Source organism: Sphingopyxis sp. Soil_C_28 (assembly GCF_057657055.1).
Window position 1 is genome coordinate 549747 of record NZ_JBDGJE010000003.1, and the last position, 15228, is coordinate 564974.

19 protein-coding genes are annotated in these 15228 nt (G+C 65.5%); 11 read left to right on the forward strand and 8 right to left on the reverse strand.

The window, feature by feature from the left end:
* Position 1 precedes the first annotated feature (1 nt).
* Positions 2 to 328 carry a DUF423 domain-containing protein gene (locus tag AC3A43_RS16135; RefSeq protein ID WP_487793564.1) on the forward strand — a complete coding sequence of 109 codons (327 nt, stop codon included), beginning with the start codon at positions 2 to 4 and terminating at the stop codon, positions 326 to 328.
* Here AC3A43_RS16135 and AC3A43_RS16140 read toward each other — a convergent pair.
* The 6 genes from AC3A43_RS16140 to AC3A43_RS16165 all read right to left on the reverse strand — a co-directional run bounded on the left by AC3A43_RS16140 (position 325) and on the right by AC3A43_RS16165 (position 5522).
* A complete protein-coding gene (locus tag AC3A43_RS16140; RefSeq protein WP_487793565.1) occupies positions 325 to 1392 on the reverse strand; it encodes a potassium channel family protein in 1068 nt (355 codons plus the stop codon). The two genes, AC3A43_RS16135 and AC3A43_RS16140, sit on opposite strands and share 4 nt — an antisense overlap.
* A complete protein-coding gene (locus tag AC3A43_RS16145) occupies positions 1389 to 2459 on the reverse strand; it encodes a peptidoglycan DD-metalloendopeptidase family protein (RefSeq protein WP_487793566.1) in 1071 nt (356 codons plus the stop codon). Before AC3A43_RS16145 ends, AC3A43_RS16140 begins: the two co-directional genes overlap by 4 nt.
* 48 nt (positions 2460 to 2507) lie before the next feature.
* Positions 2508 to 3293 (reverse strand): 5'/3'-nucleotidase SurE, encoded by a 786-nt coding sequence (gene surE, locus AC3A43_RS16150; RefSeq protein ID WP_487793567.1) that lies wholly within the window; start codon positions 3291 to 3293, stop codon positions 2508 to 2510.
* A gap of 100 nt (positions 3294 to 3393) precedes the next feature.
* Positions 3394 to 4674, reverse strand: coding sequence for a serine--tRNA ligase (gene serS, locus AC3A43_RS16155; protein ID WP_487793568.1), 1281 nt, complete (start codon positions 4672 to 4674; stop codon positions 3394 to 3396).
* A gap of 42 nt (positions 4675 to 4716) precedes the next feature.
* Entirely contained in the window at positions 4717 to 5184 is a 468-nt protein-coding gene (locus tag AC3A43_RS16160; protein ID WP_487793569.1) for an SRPBCC domain-containing protein, read from the reverse strand.
* Positions 5181 to 5522 carry an ArsR/SmtB family transcription factor gene (locus tag AC3A43_RS16165; protein ID WP_487793570.1) on the reverse strand — a complete coding sequence of 114 codons (342 nt, stop codon included), beginning with the start codon at positions 5520 to 5522 and terminating at the stop codon, positions 5181 to 5183. The genes AC3A43_RS16160 and AC3A43_RS16165 overlap by 4 nt, the downstream gene beginning before the upstream one ends.
* 153 nt (positions 5523 to 5675) lie before the next feature.
* On the opposite strand from AC3A43_RS16165, the gene AC3A43_RS16170 reads away from it, so the two are divergent.
* From AC3A43_RS16170 to AC3A43_RS16180, 3 genes are all read left to right on the forward strand, one after another.
* Positions 5676 to 6581: a hypothetical protein gene (locus AC3A43_RS16170; protein ID WP_487793571.1), complete on the forward strand. Its 906-nt coding sequence runs from the start codon at positions 5676 to 5678 to the stop codon at positions 6579 to 6581.
* A gap of 717 nt (positions 6582 to 7298) precedes the next feature.
* Entirely contained in the window at positions 7299 to 7760 is a 462-nt protein-coding gene (gene dksA / locus AC3A43_RS16175) for an RNA polymerase-binding protein DksA (RefSeq protein WP_487793572.1), read from the forward strand.
* A 95-nt stretch (positions 7761 to 7855) separates the two neighbouring features.
* Positions 7856 to 8245 (forward strand): PilZ domain-containing protein, encoded by a 390-nt coding sequence (locus AC3A43_RS16180; protein WP_487793573.1) that lies wholly within the window; start codon positions 7856 to 7858, stop codon positions 8243 to 8245.
* 48 nt (positions 8246 to 8293) lie between these two features.
* Here AC3A43_RS16180 and AC3A43_RS16185 read toward each other — a convergent pair whose 3' ends face one another.
* Positions 8294 to 8452 (reverse strand): DUF465 domain-containing protein, encoded by a 159-nt coding sequence (locus AC3A43_RS16185; protein ID WP_487793574.1) that lies wholly within the window; start codon positions 8450 to 8452, stop codon positions 8294 to 8296.
* 123 nt (positions 8453 to 8575) lie between these two features.
* On the opposite strand from AC3A43_RS16185, the gene AC3A43_RS16190 reads away from it, so the two are divergent.
* Both AC3A43_RS16190 and AC3A43_RS16195 read left to right on the forward strand, forming a co-directional pair.
* The gene (locus AC3A43_RS16190) at positions 8576 to 8773 is read left to right on the forward strand and encodes a YdcH family protein (RefSeq protein ID WP_487793575.1); all 198 of its coding nucleotides are present in this window, start codon (positions 8576 to 8578) and stop codon (positions 8771 to 8773) included.
* Positions 8774 to 8895: 122 nt separating this feature from the next.
* Positions 8896 to 9345, forward strand: coding sequence for a DUF1465 family protein (locus tag AC3A43_RS16195; protein WP_487793576.1), 450 nt, complete (start codon positions 8896 to 8898; stop codon positions 9343 to 9345).
* On the opposite strand, the gene AC3A43_RS16200 is transcribed toward AC3A43_RS16195, so the two are convergent.
* Positions 9346 to 10425: a DUF2332 domain-containing protein gene (locus AC3A43_RS16200; RefSeq protein ID WP_487793577.1), complete on the reverse strand. Its 1080-nt coding sequence runs from the start codon at positions 10423 to 10425 to the stop codon at positions 9346 to 9348.
* A 37-nt stretch (positions 10426 to 10462) separates the two neighbouring features.
* On the opposite strand from AC3A43_RS16200, the gene hisG reads away from it, so the two are divergent.
* The 5 genes from hisG (at position 10463) to AC3A43_RS16225 (ending at position 15172) form a co-directional block, all read left to right on the forward strand.
* Positions 10463 to 11125, forward strand: a complete 663-nt coding sequence (hisG, locus tag AC3A43_RS16205; protein ID WP_487793578.1) for an ATP phosphoribosyltransferase — start codon at positions 10463 to 10465, stop codon at positions 11123 to 11125.
* Positions 11112 to 12404 (forward strand): histidinol dehydrogenase, encoded by a 1293-nt coding sequence (hisD, locus tag AC3A43_RS16210; RefSeq protein WP_487793579.1) that lies wholly within the window; start codon positions 11112 to 11114, stop codon positions 12402 to 12404. Before hisG ends, hisD begins: the two co-directional genes overlap by 14 nt.
* 10 nt (positions 12405 to 12414) lie before the next feature.
* On the forward strand, positions 12415 to 12864 hold the full coding sequence (gene nusB / locus AC3A43_RS16215; protein WP_487793580.1) for a transcription antitermination factor NusB: 450 nt from the start codon (positions 12415 to 12417) through the stop codon (positions 12862 to 12864).
* A gap of 186 nt (positions 12865 to 13050) precedes the next feature.
* Positions 13051 to 13980 carry a thiamine-phosphate kinase gene (gene thiL, locus AC3A43_RS16220; RefSeq protein WP_487793581.1) on the forward strand — a complete coding sequence of 310 codons (930 nt, stop codon included), beginning with the start codon at positions 13051 to 13053 and terminating at the stop codon, positions 13978 to 13980.
* A gap of 118 nt (positions 13981 to 14098) precedes the next feature.
* A complete protein-coding gene (locus AC3A43_RS16225; protein ID WP_487793582.1) occupies positions 14099 to 15172 on the forward strand; it encodes a tetratricopeptide repeat protein in 1074 nt (357 codons plus the stop codon).
* Positions 15173 to 15228: the final 56 nt, after the last annotated feature.

A 15228-nucleotide genomic window follows, 5' to 3' on the forward strand; every position in this document is an offset into this window, starting at 1 on the left:
CATGATTGGCGTATTTGCGGCGATTTCGGCGGCGGTTGCGGTGGCGGCGGGCGCGTTCGGCGCGCATGGCGCGGCGGGGCCGCAGGAGGCCGAATGGCTGCGCACCGGCGGGCTGTACCAGCTGATCCACGCGGTCGCCGCGATCGCGATCATGGGCATCGCGCGCGGCCCCGCGATCATGCTGCTCGTCGGCGCGGCGCTGTTTGCCGTCACCCTTTACGCGATGGCGCTCGGCGCGCCGCGATGGTTGGGCGCCGTGACGCCCATCGGCGGCGGGTTGCTGATCATCGGCTGGCTGTGGGCGGGTTGGCTTTACTGGCGGGGCTAACCGCCGGGCACGCTTGCTTCGCATTCTTCGCAGCGGATGACCTCGACGATCATGTCGCCGGGGGCGAGGCTTTGGGCTTCGGGCTCCCAAAAGCCGAAGGGTTTGCCGCCGCGATAGATGCGCAGCCCGCGACCTTCGCTGGCAAGCTGGTCGATGCTGCGCCCGATCTCGGCGTCTGCAACCGGCCGTTCGCGCAGCTGCACGCGACCGCCGATGCTGGCGAGGTCGGCCATATAATCGGCAACATGCGCGCCCTGTGCCGATCCTGCGAGGAGCAGTCCGGTGAAGCTGACCGGGTTGATGACATTGTTCGCGCCCGCCTGCCGCGCGAGCAGTTCATTGTCCTGCGCGCGGATCACGACGCTGATCGGCACCCTGGGCGACAGGTGGCGGACGGTCAGGACCATGAGGATCGAGGTGTCGTCGCGTCCCGCCGACACCAGCACCGCCTGCGCCCGCGCGATATGGACGTCGATCAACGTGTCGTCGTTCGACGCGTCGCCCTGCAGCACGTTGCAGCCCATCGCCTCGGCCTCTTCGATCCGCGATGCCGACTGGTCGATGACGACGATGCAGGTGGGGTCGGTGCCGCGCGCGATCAGCTCGCGAACCGCTTCGCTGCCGCTGATGCCGAAGCCGAGAACGACGATATGGTCGGTGAGCTTTGCCTGGATGCGGGCCATGCGCCATTTTTCCCATGTGCGTTTGAGGACGAAATTATAGGCAGTGCCGACGAAGATAAAGAGCACCGCGATGCGGATCGGGGTAACGATGACCGCCTCGATCAGCCGCGAGCGGTCGGACACCGGGGCGATGTCGCCAAAGCCGGTGGTCGTCACCGAGATCATCGTGAAATAGACAACGTCGAGGAAGCTGATCTGGCCGTCGTGGCTGTCCTTCAGCCCCGCGCGGTCGATCCAGTGGACCAACACCACAATGCCGATCAGGAAAAAGGCGAGGCTGAGCCGCGCGAGGACGTCGGCCCACACGGGCCATTTGCTTGCGCGCTTCAGCGGCTGAAAGCGGTGCTGGAGCTTGAGCTTTTGCACGGGGCGTTTGCTCATCGGGGCGGCAATTGCTTCATCGGATCGACGGGTATGCGATTTTTGCGCAACTGGAAATGGAGTTGCGACGTCTGGACCTGACCCGTCGCCCCGGCGCGGCCGATGACGTCGCCCATCCGGACGCTTTGTCCGCGCTTCACGTCGATCCGTCCGGCGTGGCCATAGGCGCTGACCCATCCGCCGCCATGGTTGATCAGGATCAGCCCGCCATAGACGCCGATCTGATCGCCGGCATAAGCGACGATGCCGTTTGCTGTCGCGCGGATCGGGGTGCCGACGGCGGCGGCGATGTTGATGCCGTCGCTAACCTTGCCCGGTGCGATCGGGCCAAAGCGCGCGAGGATCGGCCCGTTGAGCGGCCATTCGAAGCGGCCGGTAAAGAAAGCGGGGTCCGCGATCGCGGTGGTTACCGGCTGACGCGGGGTCGCGGTGCCGGCGATGGGGCGGCCGCTGGCAGCGAGCGCGGGCTGGCTGCCGGTCAGAATGTCGTCAATGTCGAGGCGGAAGGCGGCAGCGCGCGCGCCGACATCGACCGGACCGCGCGGAAGGGCGCGCGCGTCGGACGGCAGGCGGAGGCGCTGGCCGACGCGCAGAATATAAGGTTCGGACAGCGCGTTGATCGTGATGATCTCGCCCCAGTCCGCGCCATAGGCCGCTGCGATCCCGATCCCGGTCTCGCCTGCGCCGACGCGATGATAAAGACCGGCGGGGACGCGGAGCTCTTGCCCGAAGCGCAGCGTATAGGGCGACACAAGGTCGTTCTCGATCGCGAGCGCTTCGGACCCCGCGCCGGTCTTCTCGCCGACCGCGCGGAGCGTGTCGCCGGGGCGGACCGAATAGACTCCCGCGTTCACGAGCATGGCGTTGGTTGTGACGGACTTGAGCGTCCAGGTCGGGCGTTCATAGACGCCCTCTGCTTCGCCGAGCGGGCGGCGTTCGAAGTCCGGCCTCTGTTGAACGGGCGGTGCCGGAGCGGGCCGCGATGCCGGTGCAGGCGCCGCCGGAATGCAACCCGCGAGCGATACGGCGCACAGTAACGCCGCGATATGATGTCGGAATTCCCCCATGCGCTCCCTTTGCCAAAGCAAAGCGGCGGTGGGAAGACTTCTGTCTCGTTACGAGACGGAATTGGGCATTTGGCCGCTATAGGCGCCGCGCAGCGCAGCGAGCGACGCGTCGTGGGTCAGGTCGAGCTGGAGCGGGGTGACCGAGATATATTTGTCGTCGATCGCCTCGAGGTCGCTGTCGTGGCCGGGGCTGTGCTCGATGCCGTGGAGCCCGAACCAGTAATAGCGATAGCCGCGCGGGTCGGTGCCCTCGACGATCGAGCCGCGGCCGTAATCGTGGAAGCCCTGGCGCGTGACGCGGATGCCCTGCACCTCGTCAGCGGGGATCGCCGGGAAGTTGATGTTGATCAGCGTGCGCGACGCCATCGCCATCGCGAGCAGCGGGCGCAGCACTTTCGCGCCCCACGCTGCGGCGGCTTCGAAGGGGACGCTGTCGCCCATGCCTTCCTTGGCATAAACCTGGCTGAGCGCGATCGACGGGATGCCTGCGAGCGCGCCCTCGATCGCTGCCGACACGGTGCCCGAGTAAGTGACATCGTCGCCGAGGTTGGCACCGCGATTGACCCCCGACAGGATCAGGTCGGGCTTTTCGGGCATCAGCTTGCCGATCGCCATCATCACCGAATCGGTCGGGGTGCCGCTGCACGACCAGCGGCGCTCTTCGTGCTGGCGGATGCGCACGGGACGCGAGAGGGTGAGCGAGTGACCGGCGCCCGACTGTTCCTCGGCGGGGGCGCAGACCCAGATATCGTCCGAAAGTTCGCGCGCGATCGCTTCGAGCACCGCCATGCCGGGGGCGTAATAGCCGTCGTCGTTGGTGAGGAGGATGCGCACTTTTGGTGTCCTTCATTTTCGTCATGCCGGGCTTGACCCGGTACCCGCCTTTTTCTTCAAGAGGAGGCAGGCCCCGGGTCAAGCCCGGGGTGACGATGGGTTAGTTAGCGGGCGTGAGGCGCGTGATCCCGCCCATATAGGGAAGCAAAGCGTCGGGAACGATGACGCTGCCGTCGGCTTGCTGGTAATTTTCCAGCACCGCCACCAGTGTGCGCCCGACCGCGAGGCCCGATCCGTTGAGCGTGTGGACGAACTCGTTGCCCTTGCCGCCTTCACGTCGGAAGCGGGCGTTCATGCGGCGCGCCTGAAAGTCGCCGCAGGTCGAACAGCTCGAAATCTCGCGATAGGCATTCTGCCCCGGCAGCCAGACCTCGAGGTCATAGGTCTTGCGCGCTGAAAAGCCCATGTCGCCGCTGCACAGCAGCATCTTGCGATAGGGAAGCTCGAGCGCTTCGAGGATCGCCTCGGCCGCGCGGGTCTTACGCTCCAGCTCGGCATCGCTGTCCTCGGGGCGCACGATCGAGACGAGCTCGACCTTCCAGAACTGATGCTGGCGGATATAGCCGCGCGTGTCGCGCCCCGCCGACCCCGCTTCGGAGCGGAAGCAGGGGGTGAGGGCGGTCATGCGGATCGGCAGGTCGGCCTCGGGCAGGATTTCCTCGCGCACCGCATTGGTCAGGCTCATCTCCGATGTCGAAATCAGCCAGCGGCCATCGGTGGTCTGGAACAGATCCTCGCGAAACTTGGGGAGCTGCGTCGTGCCATAGGCGGCTTCGTCGCGGACCATCAGCGGGGTTGCGCATTCGGTATAGCCGGCATCGATCGTCTGCCGGTCGATCATGAACTGCCCGAGCGCACGCTCGAGCCGCGCCATCTGCCCCTTCAGGAAAGCGAAGCGCGCGCCCGACATCTTCGCCGCGGTCTCGAAATCGAGACCGAGCGCGGGCGCGAAGTCGGCGTGCTCCTGCGGCGCGAAGTCGAATGTCCGCGGCGTGCCCCAGCGCGAGATCTCGACATTGCCCGCTTCGTCTTCACCCTCGGGGACGTCGGCAAGCGGGATGTTCGGGATTGCGGCGAGGATGTCCTGCAGCGCGGCGAGTTGCTCGCGTTCGGCGTCTTCCTTGGCGGGAAGCGCGGTCTTGAGATCGGCGACCTCGGCCTTCAGCGCCTCGGCCTTGTCCTTGTCGCCCTGCGCCATCGCCTGCCCGATCAGCTTCGACGCTTCGTTGCGGCGCGCGAGCGAGCCCTGAATCTCGGTCTGCAGCGCGCGCAGCGACGCGTCGGCCGCCACGATCTCGGCGGACAGGGGTTCGAGACCGCGGCGCGCGAGGCCGGCGTCGAACGCTTCGGGATTTTCCCGGATAAAGCGGATATCGTGCATGCGCGCGCTATGACGTTGCTGAGCGGGGGGTGCAAGCCCGTGTTAGCGTTCTACCAACCCCGCCAGCTGGCTGATCGCAGTGCCCCAGCCCTGCTGGAAGCCCATCTCGTCATGCTTGGCGCTGTCCTCGGGTGTTTTGTGGAGCACGTCCGCCGAATAGAGGGTGCCGCCGTCCTGCGCTTCGAAGGTAAGGATTGCGGTCAACGCGAGCCATGGCTCGGCGGGCTGCCAGCCCTCAGTCAGCACGGTCGTAAAGACGAGCTTCTTTTCGGGAATTATTTCGAGGAAACAGCCGTCGACGTGCGGCTGGAAATCGGCAGCGCCTTCGTCGCGCATCCGGGTCACAAATCCGCCGCCGGGTCTGAGGTCGAGTGTGACAACCTGGCATTCGATTGGCGCGGGGATCCACCATTTGGCGAGATTCTCCGGCACGCTCCACGCATTCCATACCGCCGACGGCGGCGCGGCGATCAGACGGGCGATCGTGAGAGTCGTGTCGTTGGTCATCATTTTTCCTCCGCGGGCGTTTGTGATTCGACGAAGTCGGCGAGGCGGTCGGTGCGACCCTGCCAGATGGCGCGTTGCTGCGAGAGCCAGCCCTCCGCCGCCGCGAGCCGTTCGGCATCGACGCGGCAGGTGCGGACGCGGCCCTGTTTTTCGGTGCGGATCAGCCCCGATGCCTCGAGCACCGTCAAATGTTTGAGGAAGGCGGGGAGGCCCATTTCGAACGGTTCGGACAGCCGCTTTACCGGCGCGGGGCCTTTGAGCAGGTGGCTGACGACCGCGCGGCGCGTCGGGTCGGCGAGCGCGTGGAAGAGCGAATCGAGCGAGGTTTTTTGGTTCACCATGTGGGAAACTATATAGATGGTTTTCCGGATGGCAAACTAATTGAGGCTGGACATAAAAAAGGGCCGTCCCGAAGGGCGGCCCTTAGGTCGGTGGTCCGGGTTAGCCCCCCAAACCGCCAGTGGATCTCTTAAGCCGCTTTGGCGTCGCTGTCGTTGCGGTTCGCCGCACGGCGACGCGCGACAAGCGCAGCGGCTGCAGCGCCGAACAATAGCATCATCGGCGGCGCGGGAACAGGGGTCGGATCGCCCGACGACCCGCCATGGCTGCTGCTGCCGCCCGAGCTCGATGAGGACGAGCTGGAAGACGAGCTGCTGCTCGACGACGAAGAAGAGGTGCTGCCGGTCGAACCGAAGCTGCTGCTGCCGCCGGTCGCGCCCGACGAGGTCGCGCCGCTCGACGTGCTGCTGCTCGACGAGGACGAACTGCTGGAAGACGAACTGCCGCCCGAGCTGCTGCTCGAACCGCCCGAGCTGCCGCCGCGCGACGAGCTGCCCCAGCCCGAACTGCCATGCGAGGATCCGCCCTTCGACGAACTGCCCCAACCTGAGCTGCCCTTGGACGAGCTACCGCCCGACGAGGACGAGCTCGACGATGAGGAAGAGGAGGACGAACTCGACGATGAGCTGCTGCTCGACGACGAGGTGCTGACGTTGCCCGACGAGGTCGAGACGTTACCCGAAGAGGTCGAAGTGCTGACGCTGCCGGTCGAGGTCGAGACGCCGCCCGTCGAAGTCGACGTCGAAACGCCGCCGGTCGATGTGGACACGCCGCCGGTGGAGGTCGAAACGCCGCCCGTTGATGTGCTGACGCCGCCGGTCGATGTCGAAACGCCGCCCGTCGAGGTCGATACGCCCGATGATGTGCTCGACGTGGTGCTGAGACCGCCGGTGGTCGTCGAGGTGACGACGATGGAACCGCTGCTGCCGCCACCGCTGCTGCCGCCGAAGAAGCCGCCAAAGAAGCCTCCGCCGAATCCGCCGCCAAAGCCGCCGCCGACTACGGTGACGCCGCCGCCGCTGCTGCCGCCTTCAAAACCGCCGCGCGGGAAAGGGGCGTAGGGAATCGGGGGCAGCGGGATCGTCTGCGTCACGACCTGCGTCTGCGGGGTCGCGGTACGAATGATGCGCTTGGTCGTGACGACGCGGCGCACGCGCTTCACCGGCTTGCGCGCGGCGTGGCGTTTGCGAACGACCTTCTTGCCAACGCAGGGCGAGCAGGACTGGACTGTCTGGGCGCGTGCCTTCGGGACGTCCGTGATCTGCATTGCGCCGCTACCGATAATCGCGCCGCCGCAGGTGCAGGCGCAAAGCTTGGCGAGGGCCATTCGGACAGACATAGGTTTCTCTTTCTTTCCCGTTGCAGGTGCGAAGCGCCATCGACCGACACCCAATTTCGGCTTCGCTATAACCCAAAAGGCCAAAGCTTTATGAACGCGGCAATTGTGTTAACCGCGTTTGCCTGTCCGAGAGCGGGAAAAGGGACGCGGAATCAATCAAAATCCCGGTATCTGTCCCAAAACAGAACGGATACTGCAACAATTCTATGCGATTGGTTAATCTTCGGACCTAAATTGCCCCTGCCAGGCTGCGTCCGGCTTGTCCGGATCGGGTGTCAGAATCACTGCCGTGGTGTCCGCGGTTCATCCCCGCTTCACGGGTCGTCGCTATCGCCAGCTTCGGCGCTTGTATCGTCGCCAGCGGCTGGTTATAGGCCGCGCCACTCCCTGCACCGCTTGGCGGCCAGCAGGGTGACAGGAAAGGACGCGAGGGCCCCTCATGCCGACCAAGATTGCCGACGTTGGCGCTGACGCGCTTCGCGAAGCCAAATCCAATCTCGATTCGGACTATGTCCCCACCGACGACGAAGAGTTTATGAACGAGCGGCAGCAGGACTATTTCCGCGGCCTGCTCCTCGCCTGGAAAAAATCGATCCTCTCCGAATCCGAATCGACGCTGGCGCATCTTCAGGATGGCCCGCTGCGCGAACCCGATCTCGCCGACCGCGCATCGAGCGAGACCGACTGGGCGATCGAACTGCGCACCCGCGACCGCCAGCGCAAGCTGATCGCCAAGATCGATTCGGCGATTCGCCGCATCGAAGAGGGCGAATATGGCTATTGCGCGGTGACCGGCGAACCGATTTCGCTGGCCCGCCTGCAGGCGCGTCCGATCGCGACAATGACGCTGGAAGCGCAGGAGCGCCACGAGCGCAACGAACGGATTTCACGCGAAGATTAATCGTTGAATCGGTAGAACGGCCCGTCTTCATTTACGATTCCGCAACGACCAAGGCCTAGATTCCGCTCCTCGATAATATGAGGAACGGGGCGCCAATGGATTCGCAAGGACCGACATCGGTGGACGAGGAAGTCGCGGCACTGTCGCGCGGCGCCGATCGCGATAGCCTGTTCATGCAGGCTGGCCTGATCCTGGCCGGCCGCAGCGACCCGATTGTCGTGCGCGTGCGCAACCTGTCGCCCGGCGGCATGTTGGCAGAAGCCAAGATCCAGATCGCGCAGGGCGCGGCGGTCGAGGTCGACCTGCGCAACGTCGGCCCGGTTGCGGGCCGGGTGATCTGGGCGGGTGAAGGCAAGTTCGGAATTGCGTTCGACCGGCCGGTCGATCCGCAGGCGGTTCGCCGTCAGGTGGTTTCACAATCCGATTTGCCGCCGCATTTGCGGCGCACGGGCCTCAATGCGGGCCCACTCTACCGCCGGCGCTGATGCGTCCTGCATAGGGCTGCATCAGCGGGGCGATAGCGCTGGCGATCGTCAACCGATCGCGAGCATCTCTTCCTTCAGTTTGAGTTTCCGCTTTTTGAGCAGCGCGACCAGTCCGGTATCGGGGGCGGGACGGCGCTCTTCATTCGCAAGTTTCGCATCGATGTCCGCGTGGCGGGACTTCAAGGTGGAAAGGTGCGACGTGCTCATTGGCATTCTCCTTTTCGACTCGATGGGCAGCACGAATTAAATCACGAAATCGCTCCCATGTCGTGCCGATTCGGCCAAGCGGTCGCCGTTGCGGACCAGTGGTGAACGTGGCAGGGAGGCGATGTGAGCCCCGAAGAAATTACCCAACGCCTGGAACTGCTTCGTATCGAGCATCGCGACCTCGATGCGGCGATCATTGCGCTTGGCACCGCGGCGATCCCCGACCAGCTGCAGCTGGCACGGCTCAAGAAGCGCAAGCTGCGGCTGCGCGACGAGATCGCCTGGTGCGAGGACCAGCTGGTTCCCGATATCATCGCTTGAGCGCCCAGTTAACCGCCTGAATTAAAACGGGACGGGGCATCGCCGAAATTTCATGGTTACCACCATTGCGGACCTCGCCGAAGGCGTGGCATCTCGCATTCATGGTCGGTGGGCGAACGAACATGATGGCAATCGATGTGCCGGTGCAGCGCGCACAGGTCGAAAATCTCTATGTCGAGGCGATGCTGCTCGCCGATGAGGCGCATGCCGCCTTTTCCGCGCAGCGCGATCTGGGCAAATCGCATGGCGACGCGATGGCGCAGATCGGCCTGGCGTGCGAATCGCTGAAGACGACGACGCGCCTGATGCACATCATCGCCTGGCTGCTCCACCGGCGCGCGATGTTCGCGGGCGATCCGGGGGCGGGGCCACGCGACAGCGCAGCGCGGATCGGCGAGGCGGTAGCTGCCGACTGGGATGCGTGTGCAGGGTTCGACGCGTCGGTTCGCCGGATCATATCGGCGAGCGAGCGCCTGTTCGAACGGATCGCGGCGATCGAGGCGGGGTGGGACGCTCCGCCCGCAGTCACCCCGGTGCGGGCGCTGCTCGCGCAGCTGGAAGCGCGACTCTAGCTAGGCCAGCCACTCGATCCACGCGCCATGCGCATGGGCATGCGCCAGCTTGTGCGGTTCGCCGCCGTCCGGCCAATAGCGCACGACCAGTTCATGATGATGGACCGTCCGGTTCGCCTCCAGCGCGATCCATGCCAGCGGGCGGTCGGCGGTCGCCCGCTTACCGGCTTCCTCCATCGCCGCGGTGACGCGGGCCTGTTGGTCGGCGGGGACATATTGCCAGACGATCGAGTGCATCAGTGCGCGCGTCGTGCCTGCGGCTTGCGGTTTCGCCAGCTCGGCCTCGATGAAATCGGCGGCATTGGCGCGGACGAGGTTCGGCCCTGCCTCGTGCGCTTCGGCGATAGCCGCTTCCATTCGGGCAAAGCGGATCATGTGTTCGGGCCAGATATAGGCTTTGAGCCGCAGCGCCTGCGCCGGGTCGGTCAGATCGACCGGCGCGACGTCGCAGCCCTTCAGTCCGACGAATTCGATTCCATGTTGCGGCGGGTGCGCGCCGCGCCAGTCGGGGGTGAACGCCATCGCGCCGGGCTGCGGCCCGACATGCACGCCGCCAAGGTCGTAGTGATAGCGGTCGAGCATCAAATTGATCCCGGCGCTCGATCCGATCTCAAGGCAGTCGAAGCGGGGAGGAAGGCCCTGGTCGGCAAGCCACAGCATCGCCGCGATAAAATTCGACGAGCGGCCCGCCTCGTTGGTTTGCGGCGGGCCATCGAGCCACGGCAACAGCGTCGTCTCGTGCCGGGCAACGACCCCGGCGACAATCGCCGTATCGTTAATATCTTCGGCGTCGGCATAGATTGGTGCAAGTTCATGCGCGGTGCCGGACAGGTGCAGGGCGTGGACGCCTCCGGCGGCGCGGAGGGGCAAGGCATCGGACAGCGGGGCACCCTGCCAGTCGGCGATGCGGCGGGCGAATTCGCTCGCCGGCTTGTCGAGAAGCGCGTTCAGGGCCGCGACGACGCGCGCGGTGACGCGGGCATCATTGGCGCGGCAATAGGCGACCTGATTGGCAAAAGCGGTGCGCACGGCCTTGGGCCCGGTCTCGGCCATGTCGACCATTTGGTAGCGCTCGCTCATTGCCCTTTTTCCCTTCAATGCTTATGGGCGCGAGCTTATGCCCGAACCGATCATCTTTGCTATCCCGAAAGGGCGCATCCTCGACGAGGCGCTGCCGCTGCTGGCGCGCGTCGGGATCGAGCCGGCAGCGGATTTTTTCGACAAGAAGAGCCGCGCGCTGGTGTTCGGGACGAACCAGCCGCATATCTCGCTGATCCGGGTGCGCGCGTTCGACGTCGCGACCTTTGTCGCGCATGGCGCGGCGCAGCTCGGCATCGTCGGATCGGATGTCGTCGACGAGTTCGATTACAGCGAGCTCTACGCCCCCGTTGACCTTGGCATCGGCCATTGCCGCCTGTCGCTGGCCGGACCGGAGGGCAGTGCGCCGCCGGGACTGGGCGAAAGCCATATCCGCGTCGCGACCAAATATCCCGGGACGACGCGCCGCTGGTTCGAGGCGCAGGGCATCCAGGCCGAATGCATCAAGCTGAACGGCGCCATGGAAATCGCGCCGAAGCTGGGCCTCGCCTCGCACATCGTCGATCTGGTTTCGACCGGGCGTACGCTCGTCGAAAATGCACTCGCCGAACAGACGATCATCAGCGAAGTGTCGGCGCGGCTGATCGTCAATCGCGCGGCGTTCAAGCTGCGTTCGGCCGAAGTCCCCGCGCTGGTCGAGCGATTCCGTCAGGCTGTAGGGCAGGGCGATGCGGCGGCTTGATGCTTCCGAACCCGGCTTCGCGGCCGAGTTCGACGCGCTGGTCAATGATCGGCGCGAGAGCGATTCCGATGTTTCCACCGACGTTGCGGCTATCATCGCGCGGGTGAAGGCCGATGGCGACGCGGCGCTCGCCGATTATACCGCGAAGTTCGACCGCTTCGATCTCGACGCGAGCGGGTGGAGCATCTCGAAAGAAGAGTGCGCCGCGGCCTATGCAGCGCTGGAGCCCGATCTTCGCGATGCGCTCAATCTCGCCGCCGACCGCATCCGCGCCTATCACGCCGCGCAGTTGCCGGAGAACCGCGACTATCGCGACGCCACGGGCGCCCGGCTCGGCGCGCGCTGGAATGCCGTCGATGCCGCAGGGGTCTATGTTCCGGGTGGCCGTGCCGCTTATCCCTCGTCAGTCTTGATGAACATCCTGCCCGCGAAGGTCGCGGGGGTCGAACGCATCGTGATGATGACCCCGACGCCCGGCGGCGAGACGAACCCTGTCGTGATGGCCGCGGCGCATATCGGCGGGGTCGACGAAATCTGGCGCATCGGCGGCGCGCAGGCGGTGGCCGCGTTGGCTTATGGCACCGACCGCATCGCCCCGGTCGATGTCGTCACCGGCCCGGGCAACGCATGGGTCGCCGAGGCGAAGCGGCAGGTCTATGGCGTCGTCGGGATCGACATGGTCGCGGGGCCGAGCGAGATCGTCGTTGTCGCCGATGCGAAGAACGCGCCGCACGTCATCGCCGCCGACCTCCTCAGCCAGGCTGAGCATGACCCGACGAGCCAGTCGATCCTGTTCACCGACGATATCGCCTTTGCCGACGCCGTCGCACAAGCGGTCGACGCCATCATCCCGACGCTGACCACCGCCGCAACGATGCGCGAAAGCTGGGACGCCAATGGCGCCATCGTCATCGTTCCCACGCTCGCCGATGCGATCCCCCTTTGCGACCGGCTCGCGCCCGAACATCTCGAACTCGCGGTCGATGCCGCGGATGCCGATGCGCTCTTTGCCAAGGTGCGCCACGCCGGGTCGGTGTTCCTCGGCCGCCAGACTCCCGAGGCGATCGGTGATTATGTTGCCGGTCCCAACCATGTGCTGCCGACCGGCCGCCGCGCCCGTTTTTCGAGCGGGCTGTCGGTCAGCGACTTCATGAAACGCACCAGTTTCCTCGCGCTCGACGAAGCCAGCCTTGCCGCGATCGGTCCGGCCGCGGTCGCGCTGGCGGGGGCGGAAGGGCTTCCCGCCCACGCGCTTTCGGTCAGCCAGCGTCTCAGATAAGAAAAGAACCATGAACAAACGCTCCCAGTCCCGCTCCGCCGCCCGTCTCGCCGCCGTCCAGGCGCTCTATCAGCACGAGATGGAGGGAACGCCCGTGCCCAAGCTGATCCACGAATTCCATCAGCACCGCATCGGCGCGACGATCGAAGACGAGGAATATGCCGATGCCGACACCGAATTTTTCGACGATATCGTGAAGGGAACGCTCGCGCGTCTGCCCGAAATCGACGCGGCGATCATCGGGCGGCTCGCTAGCGGTTGGTCGATGGAACGGCTCGACCGCACGATGAAGGCGATCCTGCGTGCGGGCTCTTATGAATTGATGGCGCGCGGCGATGTGCCGGTGGGCGCGGTTGTCAGCGAATATGTAGACGTCGCAAAAGCGTTCTTCGACGCGCGCGAGGCTGGTTTCGCCAACGGCCTGCTCGACGCGATCGGCAAGGATGCGCGGGCGAAGTAACGAGAAATCCTCCCTGTGGCGCAGCCATGGGGAGGGGCGCTCGCTGAAAGCGAGTAGTGGAGGGGCGACGACGTCGCGCTATGGCCCCTACGTCAGCGCTTTGCGCTGCCACCTCCCCATCGCTTCGCGACAGGGAGGATCCTTGGGTATCTTTTATACCGGAACGGTATCCTCTAGGCTTCATCGATGTCCGAAGCCGATTTCATAACCCGCTTGCGCGCCATCGCGACCGATCCGGCCGCACGCGGGCTCGTCGACGATGCGGCCGAGTGGGAGGGTCTGATCCTGACCCACGACATGATCGTCGAGGGCATCCACTTCCTGCCCGACGACACGCCGCAGGACATCGCGTGGAAACTTGTCGCAGTGAATCTGTCGGATCTCGCCGCGAAAGGCGCGGCGCCGATCGGCGTGCTCGTCGGTTACAGCCTGGGCGACGAGGCGTGGGATGCCGCGTTCGTCGAAGGGCTCGATCTTGCGCTGCGCCGATTCGGCGCCATCCTGCTCGGCGGCGACACGGTGCGCGTGCCGGCGGGCGCACCGCGCAGTTTCGGGCTGACCGCGATCGGGCGCGCGCCGCCCGGCGGGGCGCCTTCGCGCAGCGGCGCCCGGCCGGGCGACCAGATCTGGGTCACCGGATCGATCGGCAACGCCGGGCTCGGCCTCGCGATGCGGCTGGGGCACGAGGATGCGAACGAGACCTGCCTTGCCGCCTATAAGCGGCCGCAACCACAACTGACCTTTGGCCAGGCGGTTGTGCCGCACGTTCATGCGATGATGGATGTGTCCGACGGATTGCTGATCGACGCACAGCGCATGGCGCAGGCGAGCGGATGCGAGTTTGGTATCATGCTCGAATCGATCCCGCTGTCGGCCGCGCTGCTCGCGGTGCGGCCGGATGTGCTCGACACCCGGCTCGCGGCGGCAACCGCGGGCGACGATTATCAACTGCTGTTTGCTGCCGATCCGGGCGCCGCTGCGGCAATTCGCGATATCGCCGCGGGACTGAACATCATGGTCACGCCGATCGGCCATGCCGGGGTGGGCGAGGGGCTTATGCTCACCCACCGGGCGCAGCGCATCGCGTTGCCCGCCAGCCTTGGCTTCATGCACTAGCCGATCCTGCACGTCCGCAGTTCGAGAATTTCTCTTTGAAATCTGATCGATGGCGGGGCACAAGGCCTCAATAGCGGCTTTCCGCTTGGCAATTCCGGCGAAGCAGAAGGACGCACACATGATCGACCGAACAGGCGCGAGCGGCGGCGTTGCTCGCGTGATATGGGCGATTTGTCTGGCGTCGCTTTGCTGCATGTCACCACCCGCTCAGGCGGCCAGCGAACCCGAGGCGCCCGCCGAAACGATCCCGGAGGTGACGATCGATCTCGACCAATCGCCCGAAGATCGCACCGCAGTCCTCGCTGCCGAATGCGAGGCGGACGACGCCGATGCGTGCACGCGGCTCGGGTCCATCTATAATGAAGGCGACGGCGTTCCCGTGGACGATACACGCGCGACCCCTCTTTTCGCGCGCGCCTGCCATTTGGGCGATATGTCGGGCTGCACGATGGCGGGATATGCTTATGGCGAGGGAAGGGGTGTCGCGCGTTCGGCCGAGCGGGCGGCGTCCTATTATGCGTTTGCATGTCAGGCGGCAGAGGCGACGGCCTGCTCGAACCTCGGCCTCTCCTATATTGGCGGCGACGGGGTTCCGAAGGACGCAAAGCGATCCGCGCGACTGTTCAAACAGGCCTGCGATCTGGGCAGCATGTCGGGATGCGCGAACCTTGGCGCCTCCTATTCGCTCGGGAAGGGCGTTGCCCCGAACCAGCGACAGGCGGCGCGACTTTTCAGGCGCGCCTGCGACGCCGACGATCAACATGCCTGCTATAATCTGGGCGTGCTCCACCGCGACGGCCTGGGCATGCCGCGGGATTATAAACGCGCTTTTGCGCTGTTCCAGCAAAGCTGCGGGGTCGACGAGCCGGCCGCGTGCGGAAATCTTGCGATGCTGGTGAACGACGGACGCGGTGTTCGCAAGGATCGCCAACGGGCACTCGAATTGTTCGACCGGGCGTGTCAATTTGGCGAGTCCGAAAGCTGCTTCACGCTCGGTCGGGCCTATCAGACAGGCAATGGCATCGACCCTGACAATGCGCGAGCGATCGAACTGCTTGAGCGGGCGCTCGCGCTCGATCCAGAGACCGAATCCGCGGACGAAGCGCGAAAGGCGCTGGACGCGGCGCGCGGCATGAACGCCGGGCCCCCATCTCCGGACGCAGGGCAGAAATCACAGGAAGCCGCCGAATAACCGGGCTTGCCCTTGGCTTTCTTTCTTCCCATAACTCGGCGTCCAAATTTGGGGCG

Bases quoted from the DNA above. Each gene is read 5' to 3' on its own strand.
- AC3A43_RS16135 (WP_487793564.1), top strand. From the start codon at position 2: ATGATTGGCGTATTTGCGGCGATTTCGGCGGCGGTTGCGGTGGCGGCG.
- AC3A43_RS16140 (WP_487793565.1), bottom strand. From the start codon at position 1,392: ATGAGCAAACGCCCCGTGCAAAAGCTCAAGCTCCAGCACCGCTTTCAG.
- AC3A43_RS16145 (WP_487793566.1), bottom strand. From the start codon at position 2,459: ATGGGGGAATTCCGACATCATATCGCGGCGTTACTGTGCGCCGTATCG.
- serS (WP_487793568.1), bottom strand. From the start codon at position 4,674: ATGCACGATATCCGCTTTATCCGGGAAAATCCCGAAGCGTTCGACGCC.
- AC3A43_RS16160 (WP_487793569.1), bottom strand. From the start codon at position 5,184: ATGATGACCAACGACACGACTCTCACGATCGCCCGTCTGATCGCCGCG.
- AC3A43_RS16165 (WP_487793570.1), bottom strand. From the start codon at position 5,522: ATGGTGAACCAAAAAACCTCGCTCGATTCGCTCTTCCACGCGCTCGCC.
- dksA (WP_487793572.1), top strand. From the start codon at position 7,299: ATGCCGACCAAGATTGCCGACGTTGGCGCTGACGCGCTTCGCGAAGCC.
- AC3A43_RS16180 (WP_487793573.1), top strand. From the start codon at position 7,856: ATGGATTCGCAAGGACCGACATCGGTGGACGAGGAAGTCGCGGCACTG.
- AC3A43_RS16185 (WP_487793574.1), bottom strand. From the start codon at position 8,452: ATGAGCACGTCGCACCTTTCCACCTTGAAGTCCCGCCACGCGGACATC.
- AC3A43_RS16195 (WP_487793576.1), top strand. From the start codon at position 8,896: ATGATGGCAATCGATGTGCCGGTGCAGCGCGCACAGGTCGAAAATCTC.
- AC3A43_RS16200 (WP_487793577.1), bottom strand. From the start codon at position 10,425: ATGAGCGAGCGCTACCAAATGGTCGACATGGCCGAGACCGGGCCCAAG.
- hisG (WP_487793578.1), top strand. From the start codon at position 10,463: ATGCCCGAACCGATCATCTTTGCTATCCCGAAAGGGCGCATCCTCGAC.
- hisD (WP_487793579.1), top strand. From the start codon at position 11,112: ATGCGGCGGCTTGATGCTTCCGAACCCGGCTTCGCGGCCGAGTTCGAC.
- nusB (WP_487793580.1), top strand. From the start codon at position 12,415: ATGAACAAACGCTCCCAGTCCCGCTCCGCCGCCCGTCTCGCCGCCGTC.
- thiL (WP_487793581.1), top strand. From the start codon at position 13,051: ATGTCCGAAGCCGATTTCATAACCCGCTTGCGCGCCATCGCGACCGAT.
- AC3A43_RS16225 (WP_487793582.1), top strand. From the start codon at position 14,099: ATGATCGACCGAACAGGCGCGAGCGGCGGCGTTGCTCGCGTGATATGG.